The following is a 24543-nucleotide window of genomic DNA, read 5'->3' on the forward strand; positions in this document are numbered from 1 at the left end:
TGGCTTGAATTGTGTTGCAATCCAAGCCATTTTTTTTTATTCCTTCTCTTCAGCCGTCTGTTCTTGCTCTGCTTTTTGTTCTGGTACCACATTTAATGCCGTCATCATGGCAACCGGTGCACCGTCCTGACGTGTAGCTTTAAGTTTGATCTGTAAGCGTAATTCATTGACTGAATCGGCATTGCGCAAGGCCTCATCATAGCTAATCGCACCTTCGTTATAGAGATCGAATAAAGCCTGATCGAAGGTTTGCATCCCCAGCTCACGCGATTTGCTCATAATCTCTTTGAGTGCGTGGAACTGGCCTTTTAAAATATTATCTGAAATCAATGGGGTATTCAGCAAAATTTCAATCGCTGCGCGACGGCCTTTGCCATCTTGGGTACGCACCAGGCGCTGGGAAATAATACCTTTCAGATTGGAGGAAAGATCCATCAGTAACTGGTTACGCCGTTCTTCCGGGAAGAAGTTGATAATCCGGTCGAGTGCCTGATTGGCATTGTTGGCATGTAAGGTGCCGAGGCAAAGATGGCCTGTTTCGGCAAAGGCAATGGCATGTTCCATGGTTTCGGTATCGCGGATTTCACCAATTAAAATCACGTCCGGTGCCTGACGCAAGGTGTTTTTCAGGGCATGTTGCCATGAATGACAATCTACCCCCACTTCACGATGGGTGATCATGGATTTTTTGTGTTTGTGTACATATTCGACCGGGTCTTCAACGGTAATGATATGTCCTGCCGAGTTTTCATTACGATGGTCAATCATGGCGGCCAAAGTGGTTGATTTGCCTGAGCCTGTACCGCCCACCACCAGCACCAGACCACGTTTTTCCATGATCACGTCCTTAAGTGATTCTGGAAGCTTAAGTTTTTGAAAAGTCGGGATTTCTGAGGTAATGGTACGAATCACCATACCGGTGTGCAGTTGCTGTTTGAACACGTTGACACGGAAACGTGAAACCTGTGGAACATTGATCGCAAAATTACACTCCCATTCAGTTTCAAACTCCTGTCGCTGTTTTTCATTCATCAGGCTATAGGCAAACAACCGGGTTTTTTCTGCACTCAGTTCCTGTTGCCCCAGTGGACGCATCAACCCCTGTAATTTGATGCTTGGTGGAAAATCAGCAGTGATAAATAAATCGGAACCGCCGTATTCCACCACCTTGGTGAGCATGTGGAACATAAAGGTTTTGGCTTCTTCGAGTAATTCTGCGCTATACATCAATCGACCTGACTCTGGATAACAAGATGGCATATCGCCAGCTGATTTAAAAATTTAAATTAAAATAAGCAGTTGTATGGCCCTAATCGATCAGGAAAAGAGACCGGAAAGCCTGAAAAACACCCCGAATATCTGTTGATTCAGTTTTACAGCTTCTTGATTGGGGTGGATTATTTCAAACAAGGTTGCATTGATCCAGGCTATTTTTAACATCGGCCTGATATATCTGGCCAAGGTGAAAAAAATTGTCATTTTCTAACTAAAATGGATCAGCAAATGCGCCACCTTAAGCGTGTTGTGCTGAACCGAGATGTTCCACGTGAAACATCGCGTGTATTGGTAGAGATTTGGTTGTGACTGCGTAAGTTCGCATGCCTGTGCAGGCATTCCTTATTACAATAGCCGCTGATGTTTATACCGAGTGGTTGTCATGTTAAAAAAAATTGGGATGTTTACATTGTTCAGTTGCGTCTCTGCGATGAGTTTTGCCAGTGTAGAGACCTTAAAAAGCAATTTAAGTCAGCAATATCCCAATATTCAGGTCACCAATATCCAGCCGACTGCCATGAAAGGATTATATAGTGCCAGCCTGGATAACCAGATCATTTATCTGGATGAAAGTGCCCAGCACATGTTTGTCGGCTCCATGGTGCGCTTAAAAGACCAGAAAAACCTAACCAAGGATCTGGTGATTCAGCAAAACACGGTGGACTGGAAACAGCTCCCTTTCAAAGATGCCATTAAAACGGTTAAAGGGAATGGTAAACGTGAGCTGGCAGTATTCTCCGATCCAAACTGTCCCTACTGCAAAAAGCTGGAAGCAGAGCTGGACAAGCTCAATGATGTGACCCTTTATACCTTTATCTATCCGTTAAAAGCCCAGTCAGTTGCGGTATCTAAATCTGTCTGGTGTGATGCCAATCCGGCCTATGCATGGAAAAACCTGTTACAAAAACATGTCCAGCCTCAAGAAAAATCCTGTGCGAATCCGATTGAACGGAATCTGCAGCTTGGCCGCAAATTGGGTGTAGATGGCACCCCGACCCTGATTTTTGGTAATGGCTTTAAAATGACGGGTGCCAGAACGGCTGAAGAAATCCAGGTGATCTGGAAAGAACTGGGGCTTTAAACAGACATAAAAATGGCCAGTTCATGTGCGAATGGACTGGCCAGGTGTTGTTGACCCTGCTTCTAGCTTTTCTTGGTGACCAGATTGTAGATAAACAGGATAATAATCGCACCAATGACCGAGGCAATAAAGCCCGCTGCCGAATTTTCACCATACAGGCCGAGTAAACGGCCACCATAGGTGGCCAGTAATGAACCGGCGATACCCAACAGTGTGGTAACAATAAAACCGGCCTTATCTTCACCAGGATGGATAGCACGCGCGATTAAACCAGCAAAAAAACCGACTACAATTGCTACAATTAGAGACCACATTGTCTTTCTCCTTGTTTTCACAGTGATATTTATCAATATCCTGCTTGATCAGGGCTTGCTTTGTCTGTAGTGGATTGCTGAGTTATGTCGTATTTTTGTGCGGGCTTTGCTTGGATTTGATTACAGCCGTCCGTTGCCCCTGAGCCAGAATAAAACAGCTGCCTGTTTTATCCTGAAGCTCCGGTGAGACGGTAAAGGTCTGCTAGGCTGTCGCTGCTATGGGCAGATTAAAGACCGATTTCGCCAATAAACGGCAAGTGACGATATTTTTGATCAAAATCGAGACCATAACCGACAATAAAGCGGTCTTCGACTTCAAAGCCCAGAAATTTGACGTCTAAAGGAATCTCACGGCGTGAGGGCTTGCTGACCAGGGTACATAATTCAATCGAGTTTGGATTACGGGTTTTCAGCATCTCAACCACTTTGCTCAGGGTATTTCCAGAATCAATGATGTCTTCTACCACCAGTACATCCTTGCCATGAATCTCGCCATCCAGGTCTTTTAAAATTTTGACATCGCGAGATGAAACGGTGCCACCGCCATAACTCGAAACGGTCATAAAATCGAGCTCGTGGGGCTTGTCGATGGCACGGCATAAATCAGCCATAAAAATAACCGAGCCACGCAATAGGCCAATCAGTACCAGTTCTTTATCACTTTGAGCATAGTGTGCATTGATTTTGTCGCCAAGCTCTTTGACTTTGGCTTGAATCTCTTCGCTTGAAATCATAATGCGCATTGCAATGGTCATCGGTAGATTCCTAAAACTTAAAAACGGGAAAATAAAAAAGGTGTTGACCTGCAACACCTCGAAATCTTGAGCTAATCTGGCAATTTTAAAACAAAATCACTTTTCATGCACCTTTTGATGGAGAAGAATGTGTTTCATTTTGAGCAGACGAGCTGTCGCGTTTCAGCAGAACTGCACATCCGATTGCCATAATCATCAACCCAAGTTTTTGTTTATTAAAAAATTTAGTTTTGGCTATAGGCTTTTTGTCCATAGATATACGTGGCCTCAATATTTCGGTCATCGCCCATGGTGAACAAGGCAAACAGGCTGTCTTCAACCGATTTGGAGCGTGACTGACGCAATTGCTGTAAGGCGGTTGGCTGGAGATTCAATACCACCAGGTCGGCTTCTTTACCGATATTGAAGTTACCGAGCTTATCTTGCAGATCCAGCGCTTTGGCACCGCCCAGGGTGGCATGATACAGCGATTCAAAGGCAGACAGTTTATCGCCCTGTAACTGCTGTACCTTGTAAGCTTCATTTACGGTTTGCAACAGGCTAAAAGAGGTCCCTGCCCCGACATCCGTACCTAAGCCCACTTTTACTTGCTGTTGCCAGGTCTTTTTTAACGGGAATAAACCACTGCCCAAGAACAGGTTAGAGGTTGGACAGAAGGCAATGGCAGAATCGGTTTCATGCATGCATTTCCATTCTGCATCTTGCAGATGGACGCAATGGGCAAAAACAGAACGTTGACCAGTCAAGCCATAATGGTGATACACATCCAGATAACCGTCCTGCTCTGGGAACAGGTCTTTCACCCAGGCGATTTCATCCTTGTTTTCGCTTAGGTGGGTATGTACATAGACATCCGGAAATTCTGCCTTGAGCTGGCCGGCTTTTTCCAGTTGTGCAGGGGTCGAGGTCGGGGCAAAACGTGGTGTGATCGCGTATAAAGCACGGCCCTGTCCATGCCACTTTTCAATGAGGGCCTTGGAATCCTCATAGCCGCGCTCTGCGGTATCGCACAGCGCTTCTGGGGCATGACGGTCCATCATGACCTTACCGGCGATTAAACGCATCTGGTGCTGTGCTGCGGCTTCAAATAATGCATCAACCGATTCAGGGTGTACGGTACAGAACACCAGAGCAGTAGTGGTACCATTTTTAAGCAGTTCATTGACAAAGAAACGGGCAATCTCTTGGGCATAGGCCTTGTCTTTAAACTGGGTTTCGGTCGGAAAGGTATAGGTATTGAGCCAGCTTAACAGCTGTTCGCCGTAGGCACCGACCATTTCGGTTTGTGGAAAATGGATATGGGTGTCAATCATCCCCGGAATGATCAGGTGATCCGGATAATGCTGAATTTCAATGTTTGCAGGAAGATGGGCTTGTGCATCGTGCCATGTGCCAAACCAGCGGATTTTGCCTTGTTCGGTGATCATTACGCCGTCTTCGAGATAACGGACCTGATCGGCAATTTCACTGGCTTGAGAAACGGTGTTTTGAATATCCAAGAAGCGACCACGGATAACCGTGATAGGAGTAGCCAAAGTCATAACAACCTACAATTTTACTTTTTTCGGTTGATTGTACCTGATTTAACCTGATATTCGCCTGATTTAAGCCTTTAAAACGTATGAAAATGTAAGTAATGGATTGAATCAATTCACTTTACTTTTGACTGGAAATGCGTAAATTGACAGCAATAAAGAGATTTCTTGAGAAAAACAGCGATGTATTACTGGAATACCAAAGCCTTGGCTCATGCCCTGGCAGAAGACCGTTTAAGTAAACGCCATTATAAAAACTATTATCTTGCTGCGGCCTTGCTGGTCAGTGCCGTGTACTATTATGGAATGTTTTCACCGTATTATGATGTGCGGGTAATCGGGGTTGAAGCGGCCATCACCCTCCTGATCATGCTGGTGGGGATTCAAAGAACCTATCAGGCCAACGGCGGCGATCAGGGCAGCCATTTTCTGAACCGCATCACTGCACTGTCTTTTCCGATTCTGATGCAGACCACAGTTGCCGGTATTCTATTCGGGGTGGTGTTGCTGGCGATTTATCAATATTTTGGCCTGGCCCATACCGCGTTTGAGCAATGGTATGAATGGTGTGTTTCAGCATTTACGATTTTTCTGCAAGGGCTGTTTTTTACCCGGCTGGTCAGCTACATGAAACGTGTGGCCACACATACGGTCAAATAGCAGCATGGATAAAGGCAGCTGGCACAACAGCTGCCTGCTCAAGCCCATCAGGCTGCTGTGATGCGGATGATCTGTCATGGATCACTGCTCTTGCCGGCCTATACACGCGAACGGTCTATTCGACAAAATAGTGCGCGGCAAAATGTGCATCATTGCCAATGATGTCATAGCAATCTTCTCTGATCGACATTCCGGCACATTGATGGCCGACCATCCATAGCCCGAGTGTCGGAAGCTGGCCTGCAAATAAGGGCGTGTCTACCCATTTTTGTACCACATAACCGGATTTGTCATAGTCTTCAAAATAAAAACTGCCCGAGGCCGCCCCCAGGTCCTGACCGTCCTGTAGTACCCGGATATTGGCCCCTTCCCTTGCCAGAACTGGTTTTTTTACCCATTTGCCGGCAGAGTTGTGGTGAGGTTCAAAAGGATGGGTTTCAAGCAAAAGCGGATGATGAGGATAGTGTTTCCATAGCTCGACCAGCAGGGCCTTGTTGGAAAGTAACATTTTCCAGCAGGGCTCAATCCACTGTGTGCGGGCACCCAGATATTGTGCAAAAGACTCTTCCCATATCCATTCCCAGGGGTAGAGCTTGAATAGGGTCTGGATGGGATGATGATTCAGGTCGACAAAGCCCTGCCCGTCCCAGCCGATATTTTCCATGGACAGCTCGGAAACCTGTAAATGAGCCTGAAAGGCGGTATCCATTAAATATTCCAGATTGCCCCAGTCTTCCCGCCCGGCTTCCTGACAGGCCGCAAAGTGCACATGGCTGCCACGTGGCAGAATGGTTTTCCAGCGTTTAATCAGGTCTTCATGGATGCTGTTAAACTGGTCCCGGTTGGGAATGCCGGAAACCTGTTCGATCCATAACCATTGCGCAACAGAGGCTTCAAGTAAACCGGTCGGGGTATCGGCATTGTATTCCAGCATTTTGATATTGCGACCATCATACGCAAAATCAAAGCGGCCATAGAGCATGGGAGCATTTTGTTGCCAGGACTGTTCGATCTGGGCGATAGCGGCAGGCGGTATCTGGAAATAGTCCGGATAATTTCCCCGCTGGATCAGATCTCCTGCCACCGATAAACACATTTGATGTAATTCATTGGCTGCATCTTCAAGCTGTTCAATCTGCTTCAGGCTAAATTCGTAGGCCACGCCTTCAGACCAGTAAATTGAGCCATCCAGTGAGGGCAAGTTAAAATAATCAAAACCGATCTTCTGGTGTTCAATGTGCCAGTCTGTACGTGGTGCAAAGATTTTTCTTTTCATCTTGGAGATCAGTTACCCGTTAACCGCCAAAGGAAAAACCGCTGCGCCCAAAGCCGCCACGGACAGGAGATGAGGCCGAATAGGTCTTTGCCGTGGTTGAAACGGAAGGTCGCCCGATACTGAGGTTGCTATTTGGCCGCAAGCGATTGCCATGGAACGAGACCTCACGATTGTTTTGATAATATTGCGGCCCGAGGTAACGCCCGGTACTGTAGCCGTAAGCGTGGGTTGAACTACTGGAACCGCCATAGCCTGAATTGTTTTCTTCTTCACAGGTTTCCGTATTCCAGTCTGTTGCACAGTCATATTGATTGTTGTAGACGTCTTGTACCAAAGGGCCGTCATTATGGCTACATGCCGTCAGTAACAAGGGGATGACGACAAGGTTAATTTTTTTGGAACGCATGGAACCCCACTCATTTTAATGGGCATGATCAGCATGATGCACTGAGCAGCCTTGTTTTATTATGATCTGTTAAAGAAAGTCGACATATGATATTGATCTGTGCTTTTAAAGTACAGCGTAATTCGGCCGGATAAAATCTGAATATCATCACAGATGAGACCGATAAGACCTCCATGCCGATATAGCATACCGGCCTCTTGCCTGACCCTCTCCTGCGCTTTGGGTGAGAAGCCAAGGTGGCCGGCATGGTATCGTGCTTGCTGCTTAACGCAGGCAGACTCTCGGCACAGGGCAATGCCAGGGAGGGACTAGGCAGTTTGTCACTTGAGAACAAATTATCGCCCTGCTTCAAAGCAACAGGGCCTTGGTGCAAGCCCCTGTTTGTTAGTCCGGATACAGGATTATGCCTGAGCTTTATTGTGGCGTAACGACAGATAAGCAGTGATGCTCAAGACCAGAACGATAAAGCCTAACGAGATCCAGACAGGCATGTGGAACACATCGAGCAATAACATTTTGGCACCAATGAACAATAAGATGATGCCCAGACCATACGGCAGGTAATGCATTTTCGACGCTGCGCCTGCCAGCAGGAAGAACATCGCACGTAAACCCAAAATCGCCATTAAGTTGGCAGTTAAAACAATGAACGGGTCACTGGTCACGGCGAAAATGGCAGGAATGGAATCTACCGCGAAGATCACATCAGAGGCTTCAACCAAAATCAGAACTAGAAATAAAGGGGTTGCCCATAACACACCGTTTTGGCGAACGAAGAAGTTGTTGCCTTCAAGCTGCGGCGTGATGCGCATGTGTTTGCGTAACCATTTCAGTAACCTGATATCTTCAATATGGGTGTCTTCTTCATCCTGTCCTTTCAGGAATTTAAAGCCGGTATAGACCAGGAAGGCGCCAAAGAGATACAGCACCCATGAAAACTCCTGCACAAACCACGCCCCGATAAAGATAAAAATGGTTCTGAGCACGATGGCGCCAAGTACGCCGTAAAGCAGGATTTTACGCTGATAAGCGGGTGGAATTGCAAAAGCCGCGAAAATCATCAGCCAGACAAACACGTTATCGATTGCCAGCGATTTTTCCAGCAGATAACCTGCGAAATACTCCATGGTTTTCTGGTTGGCAATGCCCACCCCTGCGGTTTGTTGCAGATAAAACCATAATCCGCCACCAAAAATCACCGCAACACTGACCCAGGCAATACTCCAGTAAGCTGCCTGCCTGATCGGCACATCCTGATTTTGTTTTTGCTTAAAGCCTAAAAAATCGACCAGCAGCATGACGGCAACCAGACCGAAAAATGCCACATAAAGCCATAAATTACCGATAGTGTCCATTACAACTCCCGATCTGGCAAATGGACATAAAAAAACCTTGACCAGTTGCCAGATGAATTAATACATCTGATTCAACATGATCAAGGTCTTGCCTACACCACGATGGATCGTGATGCTCAGAGTCCGACTTTTTGCAAAGTGTAATGACGAAGCTCTGACACCCAAGGCATTTTGCACTCAGGTCTGGAGGAGGCTACTCCCCTTGTCAACGTATTCTGTATGGATAATGACATCCAAAGATGGTCATAGAATTACATACTTTTAGGCAATGTGCAAATATGCATCAACATTCCTGAGCTAAAAAATTTTCAGGATTTCGGTGCGTAAGAATTGATGACGTGGATGATGTCTCAGGTTGTCATGCCAGTACATGCCCATATTGATTTTAGGCAGCTCGATTGGCAAGGGATGAATATGCAAGGTTCGGTCGTAGTGTAAATGTTTCAGGATACTTTGCGGAATGGTCAGGATGGCGTCGGGATAATGGTTCAGCACCTGTAAGGCTGTGGCATAATGCTGGCAGCGCAGGAAAATTTGCCGGGACAGCTGTTGCTGGTTGAGGTAAATATCCTCCAGCAGGATTCCGGTACGCCGTGAAGACACCCCGATATGCGGTGAGGACAGATACAGCGGCAAATCCATCTCTGCCTGCTGGCTACATACCACAAAATGGTCTTCAATCAGATTTTCAAACTGTAAGCTGGCCTGATAGGGTTGCACCAGATCAATGACAAAATCGATCTGTTGCGCAGAAAGATCCGCCAGCATGTTTTTACGGTCCAGCTTGGAGCTCAGGAACTGGATATCCAGATTCAGTTGTGCAAAGTGATGCACCAGTTGCGGGAAAATGATCGGTTCAATTTCGTCATGAATGGCAATCTTTAAGCTTTGCAGCATCTCTGGCTTAAATTCCTGCTGGGGGACGGCAATCGCCTGAATCGTCAATAAGGCATGCTGGATGGGCTGATAGATTTGCTCGGCATAAGGAGTGGGACGCATTTTTTGACCGCTGCGCACAAACAGTTCATCGCCAAGCTGGGTGCGTAAACGTTGTAAGGCATGGCTGACGGCAGACTGGCTGATACAGAGCAACTGGGCGGCTTTAGAAATGCTCTTCTGTTCAAAAATCGCAATAAAAAGCGGATATAAATTAATATCGATCCGATGAAAATGTCCCACTTCCAGCGGGGTATGATTATGAATCTGGTTCATAGTTTTGAATAAAATAAAATCATTTCATTCATAATAAATTTTGGCTTATGGTGATGTAAAGCAGCGAAACCACTTTCGCCACATTTAGATTGAGGGAAAAAATGATGTTTGCATTATCTGCACGTGCACAGGACTTTATTGCACGCACGCAAGCGTTTATCCAGCAGGAAATCGAGCCGGTCGAAAAAGCGTTCTGGGATGAGGTACATCGTCTTAATGTCGATGGTGACTGGAGCAAATGGCAATGGCCTGAACAATTACAACACCTCAAAGACAAGGCCAAAGCGGCGGGTTTATGGAACATGTTCTTGCCAGATGCCGAGCTCGGTGCAGGTCTGTCGGTTCAGGAATATGCGCATATTGCCGAGCTGACAGGACGTAGCCTGCTTGCACCGACGGTATTTAACTGTAATGCACCCGATAGTGGCAATATGGAAGTGCTGTGGCGTTATGGCAGCGATGCACAAAAACAGCAATGGTTACAGCCCCTGCTCAATGGCGAGATCCGTTCGGTATTCTGCATGACCGAACCGGCAGTGGCCTCCAGTGATGCCACCAACATGCAGGCAACTGCGGTGGTCGATGGCGATGAGATTGTTCTGAATGGACGTAAATGGTGGTCATCCGGTTTAGGTGATCCCAATGCCAGAATCATTATTTTTATGGCCTATACGCCTGACCCCGATAAAGACCGCCATCACCAGCATTCCATGGTGCTGGTACCGGTCAATACACCGGGGGTGAAAATTGAACGCATGCTGCCGGTGTTTGGCGATTACGATGCACCGCATGGGCATGGTCAGGTCAGCTTCGACAATGTGCGCGTGCCAGTCAGCAACTTTATTGGCGGCGCTGGCCAAGGCTTTGAAATTGCGCAGGGCCGTTTAGGACCGGGGCGGATTCATCATTGTATGCGTTGTATTGGCGCAGCAGAAAAAGCACTGGAGCTGATGATCGACCGGGGCATGTCACGCAAGGCATTTGGTCAGGAACTGCTTAAACTGGGTGGCAATTTGGAGCGCGTTGCAGATGCGCGTGTGCAGATCGATCAGGCGCGCTTATTGACCTTGTATGCCGCTTATAAGATGGATACACAGGGCAATATGGCAGCTTTGACCGAAATTTCAGCCATTAAAGTGGTCGCGCCAACGGTCTTGCAAAATGTGGTGGATATGGCGATCCAGATCCACGGCGGTGAAGGCGTTTCCCGAGATACGCCGCTGACCGCTTTCTTTACTCAGGCGCGAAGTTTACGTTTGGCCGATGGGCCAGATGAAGTCCATAAAGGCATGATTGCCAAACTGGAGCTAAAAAAACGTGGTTATGGTCGTCAAAATAAGGATAAAAGCAAATGACAGTAATTGATGTGGGCGGTCAGGTTCGTCACGGTGAAGAACTGGATATTGCAGCAGTTGAAACATGGTTAAAAAATCAGGGAGTGAGTTTGCAGGGGCAGGCAAAAGTCACCCAGTATTCGGGTGGTGCGTCGAACTGGACTTACCGTTTAGAGTATGACAATGCCGATCTGATCTTACGTCGTCCACCGAAAGGGACCAAGGCCAAATCAGCGCATGATATGGCACGTGAATACCATGTGCAGCAATACCTCGCACCCTTCTATCCGGTGCTGCCTGAAATGATCGCGCTGTGTCAGGATGACAGTGTGATCGGTTGTGATTTCTACGTGATGAAGCGGATTGAAGGTATTATTCCACGTGCCAATTTACCCAAAGAATTATCGCTGGATGAACAGCAAGTCCAGCAACTGTGCCTGAATGTGCTGGATAAATTGATTGAACTGCATCAAGTGCCTTATCAAGGTACAGCGCTGGAAAAACTGGGCAAAGGTGAAGGCTATTGCCGCCGTCAGGTCGAAGGCTGGGATGCGCGTTACAGTAAGGCTTTGACACCGAATGTTCCGGATTTCGCCTTTGTGCGGGAATGGTTGCAACAGCATATTCCGGCCGATTCCAGAACCTGTGTAATTCATAATGACTGGCGGTTTGATAATGTCATTTTAGATCCACAGCAACCGACCCGGGTGATCGGGGTACTGGACTGGGAAATGGCGACCCTGGGTGATCCATTCATGGATTTGGGCAGTGCCCTCGCCTACTGGATTCAGGACGATGACGATGCCTTGATGAAATCCAGTCGCCGTCAGCCGACCAATCTGAAAGGCATGCTGACACGTCAGCAAGTGGTCGAATATTATCTGGAACAAACCGGATTGAAGCCTGACAACTGGGCCTTTTATGAAGTGTTCGGCCTGTTTCGTCTGGCCGTAATCGCGCAGCAAATCTATTACCGTTATTACCATCAGCAAACCGATAATCCGGCCTTTAAAGATTTCTGGATCCTGATTCATGCCCTGCATATTCGCGCGCTAAAACTGATTGCACAGGACAATACACAAGCCCGGCAACTGATTCCCGAATATGGCGCAAAACTGAAGGAAATTTTAACCGCATGAGCACAATCTATCTGGTACGACATGGGCAGGCCTCGTTTGGAGCAGCCAGTTATGACCTGCTCTCTGCCAAAGGTGAGCAACAGGCACAGGCAGCGGGTCAGTTTCTCGGCAAGATGCTGAAAACTGCTCCACTGGTGCTGGCTGGCTCCATGCAGCGCCATCAACAAACCGCACAACTCGCGTTAGCGCAAGGTTTTGCAGAGGTACCGATCCAGACTGAATCTGGCTGGAATGAGTTTGATCATCAGCATGTCTTTGCACAATACGAACCCCGCTTTAATCAGCCCGAATTACTGAAACAGGATGTCGCACAAGTTGCCAACCCTCGCGCCTATCTGGCGAAAATCTTTGATGGCGCGATTGAACGCTGGATCGGGGAGCAATATGACCATGAATATCATGAGACCTGGTTAGGTTTTCAAAGCCGTGTGGAAAGCGCTATGCATGACCTGTGCCGGCAGCTGGATGCGACCCGGCAGCGTCAGGCGGTGGTATTTAGCTCTGGCGGGGTTATTTCAGTGGCGGTGGGTCAGGTACTGGGCCTAGATGCCAAACAGATCTTTGCGCTGAACTGGTCGATTGCCAATGCCAGTATCAGCACGCTGCGTTGGGTGGATGGACGTTTGCAACTACTGAGTTTTAATGAACATCATTACCTCAAGGCACATGATGCAGAACTTCTTACATGGATTTAAACAAGAATAGGTGGAAGAGATGGCAAAGACAATTTTAATTACAGGTGCAAGTTCGGGTTTGGGCGCAGGGATGGCGCGTGAATTTGCCGCCAAAGGCTACAATCTGGCGCTTTGTGCACGACGTTTAGAGCGTCTGGAAGCCCTGCAGCAGGAGTTGCAAAGCCGGTATCATGTTCAGGTCAAGATCAAGACTCTGGATGTGACCCATTACGATGATGTATTTACGGTGTTTAAGGCCTTTCAGCAAGCATTTGGCCGTATTGACCGCATTATTGTCAATGCCGGTGTGGGCGATGGCCGCCGTATTGGCAAAGGGCATTTTGATATAAACCGTGCCACGGCGGAGACCAACTTTATTTCTGCGCTGGCGCAATGCGAAGCGGCAGTAGAAATTTTTCGAGCACAAAACCAAGGTCATCTGGTGGTGATTTCCTCCATGAGTGCCATGCGGGGTTTACCGAAGCATTTATCGACCTATGCGGCCAGCAAAGCAGCGGTGGCGCATCTGGCAGAGGGCATCCGTGCGGAATTGCTGGGTACACCGATTAAAGTGTCAACGATTTTCCCGGGTTATATTCGTACTGAATTGAATGAAGGCGCCAAGAAACTGCCGTTTGAAGTGGATGAGAAGACAGGAAGCCAGGCTTTGGTGAAAGCTATTGAGAAAGAGCCTGTGAAGGCGTATGTGCCGCAGTGGCCATGGTTGCCGATGGGCATAGCAATGAAGATTTTGCCGTTAAAATGGGTGAATAAGCTGAGTTAATGGCGATTTAAAATACATGGACACATATGTTTATTTGGCAATATTTTCACAGCCTCATATAGGCTGAATAGTCGAGTTGTTTGGGAATAGGCGTTTCCTTACTTTTCAGGGATGAAAAGTAACAAAAATCCTTTGTTGAGCAGAGGGTACATCCATGTTACCCCTGCTCAACTGGCGGCATCCATGCCGCCTGTCACGATAGTGAATACTGTGACAAGATTAGATGATGAAAGTGCGCTATGGATTAGGTTACGACAACGCGGCAATCAACTTTTGGTGTAAACCACCAAAACCGCCATTGGACATGATCACCACCGCATCGCCCTCACCTGCTTCATTGACCACACGGGCAATGATGTCATCGAGCGAGCGGCTGACTTCGGCCTTGTTGGGTGACGCTGCAATCACAGGTTGCAAATCCCAGTCCAGACCTTCCGGTTGATACCAGATCACTTCATCGGCCAAACGTGCTGAATGTGCCAGACCATCTTTATGGCTGCCCATACGCATGGTATTTGAACGTGGTTCAATGATCGCCCATAGCTTGCGTTCACCCAAGCGTTTACGTGCGCCGTCCAGCGTGGTTTCAATGGCAGTCGGGTGATGGGCAAAGTCATCATACACTTCAATGCCACGCACTGTACCTAACAGCTCCATACGGCGTTTTACCCCACCGAAGTTAGAGAGTGCTTCACAGGCCTGTTCAAGGCTGACTCCGACATGCTGTGCTGCGGCAATGGTCGCCAAGGCATTGGCAACGCTATGTTGCCCGGTCATGTTCCATTTCACTTCACCGACCACGTTGCCCTGTTCAAGCACTTTAAAGTGGCTGCCATCTGCACTGATCAATTCGGCAGATAACGCGGCCTGTGCATTTGGCTCAAGACTGGTACGTACCACAGGTGTCCAGCAGCCCTGCTCTAAGACTTCATCAATATTGGTCTCGGTAATCGGCGCAATAATACGACCTTCGCTTGGAATGGTACGCACTAAATGATGGAACTGTTTTTGAATCGCAGCCAGGTCATCAAAAATATCGGCATGGTCAAATTCAAGATTGTTTAAAATCGCGGTTTTAGGGTGATAGTGAACAAACTTGGAACGCTTGTCGAAGAAGGCTGAGTCATATTCGTCTGCTTCGACACAGAAATATTGACCGCCCCCTAAACGTGCGCTTTCACTAAAGCCCAGCGGTACGCCGCCGATCAAAAAGCCTGGATTCAAGCCCGCCTGATCCAGTACCCAGGCCAGCATGGTGGTGGTGGTGGTTTTACCGTGAGTACCAGCTACCCCGAGAACATGTTTGCCTTGCAATACGTGGTCTGCCAGAAATTGCGGGCCAGAAATGTAAGGAAGGCCTTCATTCAGCATATATTCAATGGCATCAATGCCACGTTTCATGGCATTGCCGACAATCACCAGATCAGGATGCGGTTGCAGGTGGCTACGGTCATAGCCCTGCATCAGTTCAATACCCGCATTTTCGAGTTGGGTTGACATGGGCGGATAAACATTGGCATCTGAACCTGTGACTTTATGTCCTAGATCTCGTGCTAATAGAGCCAAAGACCCCATAAATGTGCCACAAATACCCAAAATATGCAGATGCATAACTCGCCTTCTCCACTGCTCTTCATACAGCACTGATATCGGATGTATGATTGTCGTTATCAATAAAAATCAAACGCAACGATAGCAAGGCTTGCATGGAAAAGATAGTCAAAATTCGTTGTTGTTGTTTAGTTCTAATTATGCCGATGAATGCTAGAATTTCACGGTCTTACACGCCTGTCTTGCCTGCCCTGCCCTCTTGATCTGGATAAAAGCATATGATGTTAAGCCCGACCCTTTTAGCGTTATGTTTGTTGGTGATCTCCAACTGCTTTATGACTTTGGCTTGGTATGGGCATCTGAAAATCCTGCATGACGCGCCACTATGGCAAGCGATCCTGTTTAGCTGGTGTATTGCATTGCTGGAATACAGTTTCATGATCCCTGCCACCAAGCTGCTCAACCAGTATGGCTGGAGTCTGGGCGAAATGAAGATTACCCAGGAAGTGGTGACCTTACTGGTGTTTGTGCCCTTTATGATTTTTGTCTTTAAACAGCCTTTCAAGCTGGACTATATCTGGGCCATGTTGTGTCTGATGGGCTGTGTCTATTTTGTATTCCGGAATCAGTAAATTTTAAATCCAGCCAAACTTCTGATCGCAGGCCGATAGATTTTTACAGGCAAAAGCATTATCGCAATAGACACGCGATTGGGTTATCCGGTATCGCCTACCGGTCTTTTGGGGATGGACTGAATAGCCCATCATCCTGACCGTTTCGCTTGTATCGGTATGCAGGAACCGGTGACAAAAAACTTGTCCTGACAACTGCCTGTAAACACTTGCCTGCGGATGTTTGTTAATATTTATAACCTGATTATTGTGGAAATCTGCTGTTTTGACAGGCAGCTCTGTATGGATTGCTGCCGATTTTCTTCAAAATACTGGTTCAATCATTCAGTTAAATTTTCGTGAGTTGAAAAATCAGTCTATAATAAACAGGTTCTGAATCCTCTAAAGCTTGGCTCTCGTCGAGATTTATCTCTTTTAATTTTTGTCTCTGGAACATTAGCAATGAATGCGGCCGCAGCACAAGACGCTCAACCACTTGTTGGAATTATCATGGGTTCTCAATCAGATTGGGCAACTCTCGAACATACTGCCAATATGCTTAAACAGCTTGGTGTCCCATTTGAAGCGGAAGTTGTTTCTGCCCATCGTACCCCAGACCGTTTATTTGAATATGCAGAAACTGCACGTGACCGCGGTATTCAGGTCATTATTGCAGGCGCTGGCGGCGCAGCCCATTTACCGGGGATGTGTGCGGCCAAAACCGATTTACCTGTATTGGGTGTGCCGGTAAAATCCTCGATATTAAATGGTGTTGATTCATTGCTTTCGATTGTCCAGATGCCGGCAGGTATTGCGGTCGGTACTTTGGCGATTGGTCCGGCAGGTGCAACCAATGCAGCGATTATGGCGGCACAAATCCTTGGCCTGACCCGTCCGGAGATCGCAAAAAATGTAGCGGATTTCCGTACTGCCCAAACAGAAAAAGTATCAGGCAATAACATTCCTGGTCAGGTATAACGGAGCTGGTCATGCATAAAACCATCGGTATCTTTGGTGGCGGACAGCTTGGACGTATGATGGCGCAAGCGGCATTGCCACTGAATATTCAATGCACCTTCTTTGAGGCAGAAACGGATTGCCCTGCTGCAATTTTAGGTCCTGTCTTTTCTAGCTATACTCCGCAAGGCTTGCAAGATTTCATTGCCAGCGCGGATGTATTTAGCCTTGAATTTGAAAATACCCCTGTTGCAGATGTAGATGTTTTAACCCAGAGCAAAACCCTGCACCCGCCTCGCCTTGCGTTAGCGACGGCACAAAATCGCTTGGCTGAAAAAGGTTTGTTTGATGAGCTCAACATTCCGGTTGCGCCGTATCGCGCTGTGGATAGCCTGGAAAGCCTAAAACAGGCGGTTGCTGATCTGGGCTTACCGATCGTGTTAAAAACCGTGACCGGTGGCTATGATGGTAAAGGTCAGTTCGTATTACGTACTGAAGATCAGATTGACACCGCTTGGGCGGAACTAGGCCCTGCCAAAAGCCTGATCGCTGAAAGCTTTGTTAAATTCAGCCGTGAAGTCTCGATTATCGCAGTGCGTGGACAAAACGGTGATGTGAAAACCTGGGCCTTGGCAGAAAACCATCATCATAACGGCATCTTGTCTCACTCAATTGTGCCTGCGCCAGAGAGTGCAGATTTACAGCCCGTGGCACAAGATTATATTACCCGTCTATTGAACCACTTAAATTATGTGGGTGTGCTGACGCTGGAACTGTTTGTGACGGAACAAGGCCTGTATGCCAATGAAATGGCATGTCGTGTTCATAATTCAGGTCACTGGACGATTGAAGGTGCAATTTGCTCGCAATTTGAGAACCATATCCGTGCAGTTGCCGGTTTACCTTTGGGCTCAACCGAAGTGGTTCGTCCAACGGTGATGATCAATATTATTGGCCAGCATCCAAAATCTGAAGATGTTTTGGCTCTGAACGGCGCACATTTACATCTCTATAATAAGTCTGAACGTGCTGGCCGTAAGCTGGGACATATTACCTTGATGCCGAATCATTCAGATGATTTAACTGCTTTATGCCGTCAACTGGCGCAAATTTTACCGGTGCCATTGGCTTTATCTGCAGATATGACCCTTTAAACTTATCCACAATAGTTCAAAAAAGCGATCTTCGGATCGCTTTTTTCATTTTGCACAGCTTTTAAATTTAAAATAATAAAACCGTAGTGCTGTGGATAACTTATCTTTGCTGGTTTGAATTTAAAATAACTGTGATGATTTGAATTTAAATAATGGTGGATAAGTCTGATTGCGATTTAAATTCAAAAACAACTCCTGTTTTTAAAGTTAAAAATTAGGTGGGGTTGGGTTTTAAATTTAAATAATGCGCCTGTGGATAACTTTTTGACCAGAATAACGATATAAAAAGCAGGGTTTATACACTGCTATGGCATTTCTGCCAGAGGCTGGCTCTGTTTTATTTGCTAAAATGAATTTAAAAGTGGATAAGTTTTTTGAATTTAAAACCGGTTGCGTTTGATATTGTATTTTTGAATTTAAATAAGTCTTGTGGGTAACTTTTAAATTTAAAATAAAGCCTGAATTATGAATTTAAAAGCAAGGTTTTAAATTTAAAACCAAGGAAATGAATTCAAAGTTACGTTTCCAAACTATACATCTTGATAGAGCGTGTTAAGGTGGAGAGGAAATTTAAATTCAAAAGTTTTGGTTCAGTCATGAAACGTCATTTTTCTTTTTTTCTGGGCACTGCCTTATTTACTTTTTTGAGTCAGGCGCATGCCGAACTGGTGATTAATGGTGCAGCCGTATCTTCACCGGCAACTAAAACGCCTGTTGTCAGTAATTATACCCCCAATACCAATTTTCAGGGCTGTATTGCCAATTTGCGTTCTCAGGCAATTGCTTCTGGTGTTTCCGGTTCAACCTATGACCGTTATACCCAAAATTTGACGCCAGATTATTCCGTGATTGATAAATTAAATTATCAGCCTGAATTTTCGACACCAATCTGGGATTATTTGTCTGGCCTTGTGGATAACGAGCGCGTTCAGGCCGGGCAGCAAAAACTTAATCAGCATCGTGCCGTATTGAAACGTGTTGAGCAGGCCTATGGCGTGCCGGCCGAAACGGTGGTCGCTGTATGGGGCGTGGAAAGTAATTATGGCGATATTTCCGGTAAATATCCTTTGTTGCAGGCGCTGGGAACCCTAAGTTGTGAAGGTCGCCGTCAAAGCTATTTCCGTGGAGAGTTCTTTGCCACCATGCGTATTTTACAGCGTGGTGATTTAACTCAAGATCAGCTTTATGGTTCATGGGCGGGTGCTTTTGGTCATACCCAGTTTATGCCTTCGACTTATGAACGTCTGGCGGTCGATTTTGATGGGGATGGCCGCCGTGATCTGGTCTCAAGTACGAGCGATGCCTTGGCCTCAACAGCAAACTTCTTAAAACGGGCAGGGTGGCAGACTGGCATGCCATGGGGATTTGAAGTGAAAATCCCGCAAGGCATGTCGATTGCCGGTGAAAGCCGCCGTAATAAAAAGCCATTAAATAGCTGGATTGCCCTGGGTGTGACCCGGGCCGATGGTACCGCGTTGATTCAGGGCAATTTATCTGGCAGTACCCCGGCAGGACTGATTGCACCGGCGGGTGCCAATGGTCCGGTCTTCCTGGTATTTAAGAACTTTGATGCGATTTATAGCTATAACGCGGCTGAAAGCTATGGTTTAGCGATTGCCCATTTATCGGATCGTTTACGTGGTGGTACGCCATTCCTGACGGCATGGCCAACCGATGATCCGGGCACGTCACGTGCAGAACGTCGTGAAATCCAGCAGTTTTTGGTACAGCGTGGCTATGATATTGGCAGCGTAGATGGGCTGATTGGTGATAAAAGCCGTCAAGCCATTCGTCAGGAACAGACACGTTTAGGTTTAAATCCAACCGGACGTGCGGGCCAGCTGATTTTACGTGCCTTCCGTCAGGAACAAGCCAAACAAATGATGCAATAAATGATTCATTCAAAAAGGTCTGCCTTGTGCAGACCTTTTTTATATTAAGGGGCAGGGTCGAGTTTAACCGCTTCCAGAATATCAAGAATCACTGCAGTAACATCCTGACTTAGGTCACGGTCATTAAATATCTCATAGGCGGTAATGGTGACATCGGTATCACTCGGCAGCTGCTTTTGTTCTTCTTCAATTAAATGTTCGATAGGTAATAAGGTCTGTTTGACTTCCAGATGTAAAATTTCGTCATAAGCGACATTTTCATCTTCAAGCTCAACTTCCTGCTCGTTGAAATACGGAATCAGGATAGAATGGAGAAACGGGCTAATATCTTCAATATTAAAGAATTCAATATCACGAGTCTGCTCAATCGTACTGATGTGGTCGTTCACTTCAATTAAGATATGATAATAACTCATGCCGATCTCCGTTAAGATAAATAGGATGTTTTCACTTCACAATAACATGAATAAATCAAAAGAATCGACCCTTTCTTGTTAATGGGCCGGCCGTTATCCATAAACGCAGCCTGCTTTATCTGGAGGATTATTCACGCGAAAAACCCAACAATTCCAGGTCAGTATCGGTCAACTGAAAATCTCGGGCATCCTGTTCCTTGATGCGTGGATACATTAAGGACTTGGGGTTCTGGGTATGTTTTAAGCCGAGTGCATGACCAAACTCATGTGCCAGTGTAAGGCGCAGGTCGTCTATTGATGAAAACTCGTAAATAAAAATCTGTTGACCATCAAACTGGCCTTTATGCAGGACTTGCGGCTTAAAGGTCTGGTTAAACGTAGCCACAGATTCACTCAATTGCTGGTAGAGCTGTTTCGATTTCTCTGTTTGTGCACTGTATTGTTGAATCAGTTGTTGATGGGCAGTAACTTTGTGCTGTAAATCGCTCGCTTGCTGTTGCAGGGATTGCTGTTGTTGTGCCAGTTGGGCAACTTGCTTTTGATTTTGGGCTGAGGCTTTCAGCTTTTGCAGGGACTGCTGATATTTTTGATTATTATGTTGATATTCAATCTTTTGTAATTCCAGCTGGGTTGCAGAGCGCACGATATTTTCTTTTAGCTGCTGTAATTGCTGGTTTTGTTCTAACCAGTTCTGTTGCTCCTGTTCAAGCTGGTTCAGATGTTCTGAACGTTTCATGCTGCGGACTTGCCGCTGATCGAAGACCAGATGAATTGCAAACTTCGCTTCTGGATCATAGACAAAATAATGTTGTCCGGTATCTTTTGCCCAGATGGCAGCCGCCTGCTGGCTTAATTCAATCATTTGCTGCTGGCTGATCTTGAGCCGCGGGTCCAGATCGGCAATCCGGTAACGTAAAGGATGCTCGTTACTATAGCGAATCTGGGTCTGGGGAGTATGTGAGGAAAGTTGAGCAAAAGCTGACGCAGGGACCAGCATGCCAAGGCATGCAGCCCATAACAGGAAAAAATGACGCATACAGGGAGATAAAGCTTGAAAAAGGTCGCATTTTAATCAATTCGAACACCGAGTCAAATTGATAAACACAAGCAGGCTTTATCGGCACAAAAAAAATTTATAGAAAATGAATAAAAATACAGTTGTAGAAAAAAGTCAGGAAAATCAGGCAAAATAGGACAAATTTGTAATTAAAATTCATAAAAAATAGCATCAGAACAACTGTTTATTTTTTATTCGGTGATAAGGAGATTAAATTTTAGTACGTCAGATCTTGGCTGAAAGGTGAAAATGGTGAGAAGAAAAATATTTTATATTTCACATAAAAAACAAAAATCAACTGTTGAAAAAATAGACTCGGGTTCTGGTCAGGATTAAAATCGGAATATGCAGACCGAGAATTAATACATGGCTTTCACCAGATCTTTGTCAGAATCGGTTAAGGCAAATTTCTGCAGATTCTGCTGTTGAATAATCGGATACATGAGCGAGGTGGGGTCATCGGTATGGGCAAGCCCGAGCGCATGGCCAAACTCGTGGGCCAGGGTTAGGCGTAAGTCATGGGCAGAAGAAAACTCATAAATGGTGATTTGTTTGCCATTAAAATGACCTTTATGAAACAGGCGTGGCTGAAACATCTGATTAAACTGGCTGGCCGAGGTGGAGAGCTGCTGATGGCGCTGATTTAAAGCCTGTATGTCCTGATTTAGCAGTCTGGCTCTTTCATTATGTTGCTGTATTTCCTGCTGTAAGGTCAGAGATTGCTGCTGCAAGGCTACCTGTCGTTGCACCAGTTGATCCGCCAGAACTTTGGAAGAAGAGCGTTGCTGGTTAAAGTGCTGTACCTCCTGATGATATTGCTGGAATTGTAAGTTCAATTGAGCTTGTTTACGCGCAATCAAGGCTGAGCTTTGCTCAATATCAGCCTTGATCTGCTGTAGCTGCTGATTCTGTTCATGCCAGTGTTGCTGGTCTTGTTGCAGTTGTTGCAGGCTCTGCATACGATTGCTACTGCGCTGTTGCCGTTCATCAAATATCAGCTGGATACTAAATTCGGCATCCGGATCATAAATAAAATTTTGCTGGCCTGTTTCATGTTCCCAGATTTTAGCCGCTTGCTGCGTCAGTTCAAGTACCTGTTGCTGCGTGAGGTGAAAGCGTGGATCAATATCCGCAATACGATAATGCAGGGTTTTTTTGACGGTTTGATGCTGATGCGGAGTAACCGGGATGATATGGGTCTGGGCATGGCTGAGGTGAGGGGAGAGCATACAGAAATACACTGCAAGCATGGTTATATTCACAATACGCATAAGCCGGACTCCCCCCTAAATAAGCTTTATTTTTGAGCAGGATTTGATTCAGGTCAAAATGCTATCTATTGAATAAATAAAGTAAAAAAGTGTGATTTTTTTCTAATAAATCAAGAAATGAATCGAATGATTTGCATAATCTTAAAATGCCAAAATCAGCTGTTTTTTCGGCACAACATCAGCTGAATCAAAGAACTAAATTTATTTTGCTCAAAACTACGCGCTAGGCAGCCGGAAAAAGCCTAATTGTTAACTTTTGTAATATTTAGATAAACGGGTAATTTTTTTGAATTTTTTATAAAAAATTGCTGCTTTGTGACATTTAATGTCGGGCAATATTTATACCGCTATGTGAGCGTTTTCTCATTTAATCACGGCCGGTTTCTGATATTAACGGGTTTGTAAAAGGTAGCGATCTGCCTCAGTTAAACGAAAGTGGGCCTTCTTTTGCGCTTTCATAACCGGATACATGAGTGCTTGAGGATCATCGGCATGGGAAAGTCCTAAGGCGTGGCCCAGCTCATGAGCCAATGTGAGTCGTAGGTCATCTTCCGATTCAAACTCATAGATCATGATCTGTTTGCCATTAAATACGCCTTTATGGAATAAATGTGGTTTAAAACGTTGCTTGTACTGGTCGACAGATGTATTCAGCTGCTGGTCAAGTACATTTAGCTCATCCACCTGCTGATTGAGTTGCTGAATCTTTTGGTTGTACTGCTCAATTTCCTGTTTAAATGAGGTGATACGCTGCTGCAAAGCCTGCTGTTGTTGCTGCAAATCAACAGCATTTGCCAATGGTGCAGCGGCTTGCTGGGCCTGTTGCTGTTCTTGCTGATAGTGCTGGATTTGCAGATTCAGTTGTTGCTGTTTTAAGCTTAGCAATTGTCGCTGTTGAAGAATCTGCTGTTCAACCTGTGCCAGCGACTGCTTTTTCTCAAGCCAGCGTTGCTGGTTTGATTCGAGTTGGTTTAAATGTTCCCGACGTTGTTCACTCTCGATCTGGCGTTCATCATATATCAGGTGTATCGCCAGCCGGGCCTGCGGGTCGTAAACAAAATAGTCCTGCCCGGTACCCGCTGTCCAGATTTGCGCGGCCTGTTCAGTGATGGTTTTTACCTGTTCAAGACTAAGCTTGAAACGTGGATCAACCTCAGCAATCCGGTAGCGCAGCCGTGTATCAAAGGGGTGGCTGATACGGTCAGTCAGGGCGTTAAATTTAAGCTGAGGATGCCGGTAGGTCTGATAACCCGACCATAACAGAAATACTGCCAACGTAATGATCAGCGCATTCTTCATTCATTATTCGTTGGAAATAAAGGTTGATACAGGTTAGGAAGTAACAGAATACCCCAGATCAGGGTGGCAAAAGTATTGCCAGTTTCATAAAGAATGGCACCCAGTCCGGACATAAAGGTCCAGGAAAATGTAGGTAACAGATAAAGCAGTAAAAATGCGAAATAGCTATACAGATATAAAGTTCTTGCCCAGGGTTTGAACAGAAATAACCCGGCCAGCATGATCAATGCAATAATTGCTGCCAGGCCAAAAACGAGCATCTCCCAGATCTGTGGTTCGGTTGCCAGTAATTCAGCGACGGCAATAGAGCGTTCATCATAGGCATCCAGGATTGAGCCCAAACAAACACAAAGCAGTGAAGCACTCAATAATAATCTAAATCTGGTTTTACTAAGGACAGGATCATTTTTCATTTTTAGCGATCAAAGACTATTTTAATTGTCTGAATTATACATAAAAACAGTTTGGTTTCTTATTCACTTGTTGCAGGGTGGCAAAAGGCTGCTTTGCATTAACTGGCGCCAGCGGTGATTTA

General features: G+C 46.0%; 24 protein-coding genes. 10 read left to right on the forward strand and 14 right to left on the reverse strand.

What is annotated here, in order from left to right; genetic code table 11:
- Positions 1-36 precede the first annotated feature (36 nt).
- Positions 37-1227: a PilT/PilU family type 4a pilus ATPase gene (locus OC23_RS15160; RefSeq protein WP_038345737.1), complete on the reverse strand. Its 1191-nt coding sequence runs from the start codon at positions 1225-1227 to the stop codon at positions 37-39.
- 430 nt (positions 1228-1657) lie between these two features.
- On the opposite strand from OC23_RS15160, the gene OC23_RS15165 reads away from it, so the two are divergent.
- The gene (locus OC23_RS15165) at positions 1658-2356 is read left to right on the forward strand and encodes a DsbC family protein (RefSeq protein ID WP_038345738.1); all 699 of its coding nucleotides are present in this window, start codon (positions 1658-1660) and stop codon (positions 2354-2356) included.
- Positions 2357-2418: 62 nt separating this feature from the next.
- Here the strand turns inward: OC23_RS15165 and OC23_RS15170 are convergent, their stop codons facing one another.
- The 3 genes from OC23_RS15170 to guaD form a co-directional block, all read right to left on the reverse strand.
- Complete coding sequence (locus tag OC23_RS15170) at positions 2419-2670, reverse strand: GlsB/YeaQ/YmgE family stress response membrane protein (protein ID WP_038345740.1); 252 nt, start codon at positions 2668-2670, stop codon at positions 2419-2421.
- 227 nt (positions 2671-2897) lie between these two features.
- Positions 2898-3425 (reverse strand): hypoxanthine phosphoribosyltransferase, encoded by a 528-nt coding sequence (hpt, locus tag OC23_RS15175; protein WP_038345741.1) that lies wholly within the window; start codon positions 3423-3425, stop codon positions 2898-2900.
- Between the two features lie 224 nt (positions 3426-3649).
- Positions 3650-4966: a guanine deaminase gene (guaD, locus tag OC23_RS15180; RefSeq protein WP_038345743.1), complete on the reverse strand. Its 1317-nt coding sequence runs from the start codon at positions 4964-4966 to the stop codon at positions 3650-3652.
- 177 nt (positions 4967-5143) lie between these two features.
- Between guaD and OC23_RS15185 the strand changes: the two genes are divergently transcribed.
- Positions 5144-5620, forward strand: coding sequence for a hypothetical protein (locus OC23_RS15185; protein ID WP_038345744.1), 477 nt, complete (start codon positions 5144-5146; stop codon positions 5618-5620).
- Positions 5621-5735: 115 nt separating this feature from the next.
- Here OC23_RS15185 and OC23_RS15190 read toward each other — a convergent pair whose 3' ends face one another.
- From OC23_RS15190 to OC23_RS15205, 4 genes are all read right to left on the reverse strand, one after another.
- A complete protein-coding gene (locus tag OC23_RS15190) occupies positions 5736-6896 on the reverse strand; it encodes a glutathionylspermidine synthase family protein (RefSeq protein WP_038345746.1) in 1161 nt (386 codons plus the stop codon).
- A gap of 19 nt (positions 6897-6915) precedes the next feature.
- Positions 6916-7302, reverse strand: a complete 387-nt coding sequence (locus tag OC23_RS15195; RefSeq protein WP_038345747.1) for a hypothetical protein — start codon at positions 7300-7302, stop codon at positions 6916-6918.
- Positions 7303-7703: 401 nt separating this feature from the next.
- Entirely contained in the window at positions 7704-8657 is a 954-nt protein-coding gene (locus tag OC23_RS15200) for a TerC family protein (RefSeq protein ID WP_038345748.1), read from the reverse strand.
- 297 nt (positions 8658-8954) lie between these two features.
- Positions 8955-9869 (reverse strand): LysR family transcriptional regulator, encoded by a 915-nt coding sequence (locus OC23_RS15205; RefSeq protein ID WP_038345750.1) that lies wholly within the window; start codon positions 9867-9869, stop codon positions 8955-8957.
- A gap of 104 nt (positions 9870-9973) precedes the next feature.
- Here OC23_RS15205 and OC23_RS15210 point away from each other — a divergent pair, with 104 nt between their 5' ends.
- Genes OC23_RS15210 through OC23_RS15225 form a run of 4 tightly spaced genes read left to right on the forward strand, consistent with a single transcriptional unit; the run spans position 9974 to position 13800 of the window.
- Positions 9974-11224 (forward strand): acyl-CoA dehydrogenase family protein, encoded by a 1251-nt coding sequence (locus OC23_RS15210; protein WP_038345779.1) that lies wholly within the window; start codon positions 9974-9976, stop codon positions 11222-11224.
- Complete coding sequence (locus OC23_RS15215; RefSeq protein WP_038345751.1) at positions 11221-12342, forward strand: phosphotransferase family protein; 1122 nt, start codon at positions 11221-11223, stop codon at positions 12340-12342. Before OC23_RS15210 ends, OC23_RS15215 begins: the two co-directional genes overlap by 4 nt.
- Complete coding sequence (locus OC23_RS15220) at positions 12339-13037, forward strand: histidine phosphatase family protein (RefSeq protein ID WP_038345753.1); 699 nt, start codon at positions 12339-12341, stop codon at positions 13035-13037. The genes OC23_RS15215 and OC23_RS15220 overlap by 4 nt, the downstream gene beginning before the upstream one ends.
- Before the next feature lie 19 nt (positions 13038-13056).
- A complete protein-coding gene (locus OC23_RS15225; protein WP_038345754.1) occupies positions 13057-13800 on the forward strand; it encodes an SDR family oxidoreductase in 744 nt (247 codons plus the stop codon).
- Positions 13801-14049: 249 nt separating this feature from the next.
- On the opposite strand, the gene mpl is transcribed toward OC23_RS15225, so the two are convergent.
- Positions 14050-15411 (reverse strand): UDP-N-acetylmuramate:L-alanyl-gamma-D-glutamyl-meso-diaminopimelate ligase, encoded by a 1362-nt coding sequence (gene mpl, locus OC23_RS15230; RefSeq protein WP_038345755.1) that lies wholly within the window; start codon positions 15409-15411, stop codon positions 14050-14052.
- 221 nt (positions 15412-15632) lie between these two features.
- Between mpl and OC23_RS15235 the strand changes: the two genes are divergently transcribed.
- From OC23_RS15235 to OC23_RS15250, 4 genes are all read left to right on the forward strand, one after another.
- On the forward strand, positions 15633-15983 hold the full coding sequence (locus OC23_RS15235; protein ID WP_038345780.1) for a DMT family protein: 351 nt from the start codon (positions 15633-15635) through the stop codon (positions 15981-15983).
- A 441-nt stretch (positions 15984-16424) separates the two neighbouring features.
- A complete protein-coding gene (gene purE / locus OC23_RS15240; protein ID WP_038345756.1) occupies positions 16425-16940 on the forward strand; it encodes a 5-(carboxyamino)imidazole ribonucleotide mutase in 516 nt (171 codons plus the stop codon).
- Positions 16941-16951: 11 nt separating this feature from the next.
- Positions 16952-18073, forward strand: a complete 1122-nt coding sequence (locus OC23_RS15245) for a 5-(carboxyamino)imidazole ribonucleotide synthase (RefSeq protein WP_038345759.1) — start codon at positions 16952-16954, stop codon at positions 18071-18073.
- 596 nt (positions 18074-18669) lie between these two features.
- A complete protein-coding gene (locus OC23_RS15250) occupies positions 18670-19965 on the forward strand; it encodes a lytic murein transglycosylase (protein WP_038345761.1) in 1296 nt (431 codons plus the stop codon).
- A gap of 44 nt (positions 19966-20009) precedes the next feature.
- Here the strand turns inward: OC23_RS15250 and OC23_RS15255 are convergent, their stop codons facing one another.
- From OC23_RS15255 to OC23_RS15275, 5 genes are all read right to left on the reverse strand, one after another.
- Positions 20010-20381, reverse strand: coding sequence for a hypothetical protein (locus OC23_RS15255; RefSeq protein ID WP_038345762.1), 372 nt, complete (start codon positions 20379-20381; stop codon positions 20010-20012).
- A gap of 127 nt (positions 20382-20508) precedes the next feature.
- Positions 20509-21417, reverse strand: a complete 909-nt coding sequence (locus tag OC23_RS15260) for a matrixin family metalloprotease (protein ID WP_038345764.1) — start codon at positions 21415-21417, stop codon at positions 20509-20511.
- A gap of 380 nt (positions 21418-21797) precedes the next feature.
- Positions 21798-22709 carry a matrixin family metalloprotease gene (locus tag OC23_RS15265; protein ID WP_038345765.1) on the reverse strand — a complete coding sequence of 304 codons (912 nt, stop codon included), beginning with the start codon at positions 22707-22709 and terminating at the stop codon, positions 21798-21800.
- A gap of 390 nt (positions 22710-23099) precedes the next feature.
- Positions 23100-24008 carry a matrixin family metalloprotease gene (locus OC23_RS15270; RefSeq protein ID WP_038345766.1) on the reverse strand — a complete coding sequence of 303 codons (909 nt, stop codon included), beginning with the start codon at positions 24006-24008 and terminating at the stop codon, positions 23100-23102.
- On the reverse strand, positions 24005-24421 hold the full coding sequence (locus tag OC23_RS15275; RefSeq protein WP_038345767.1) for a hypothetical protein: 417 nt from the start codon (positions 24419-24421) through the stop codon (positions 24005-24007). The genes OC23_RS15270 and OC23_RS15275 overlap by 4 nt, the downstream gene beginning before the upstream one ends.
- Between the last annotated feature and the right edge of the window lie 122 nt (positions 24422-24543).

This window comes from Acinetobacter sp. A47, assembly GCF_000805455.1.
Lineage (GTDB): Bacteria > Pseudomonadota > Gammaproteobacteria > Pseudomonadales > Moraxellaceae > Acinetobacter.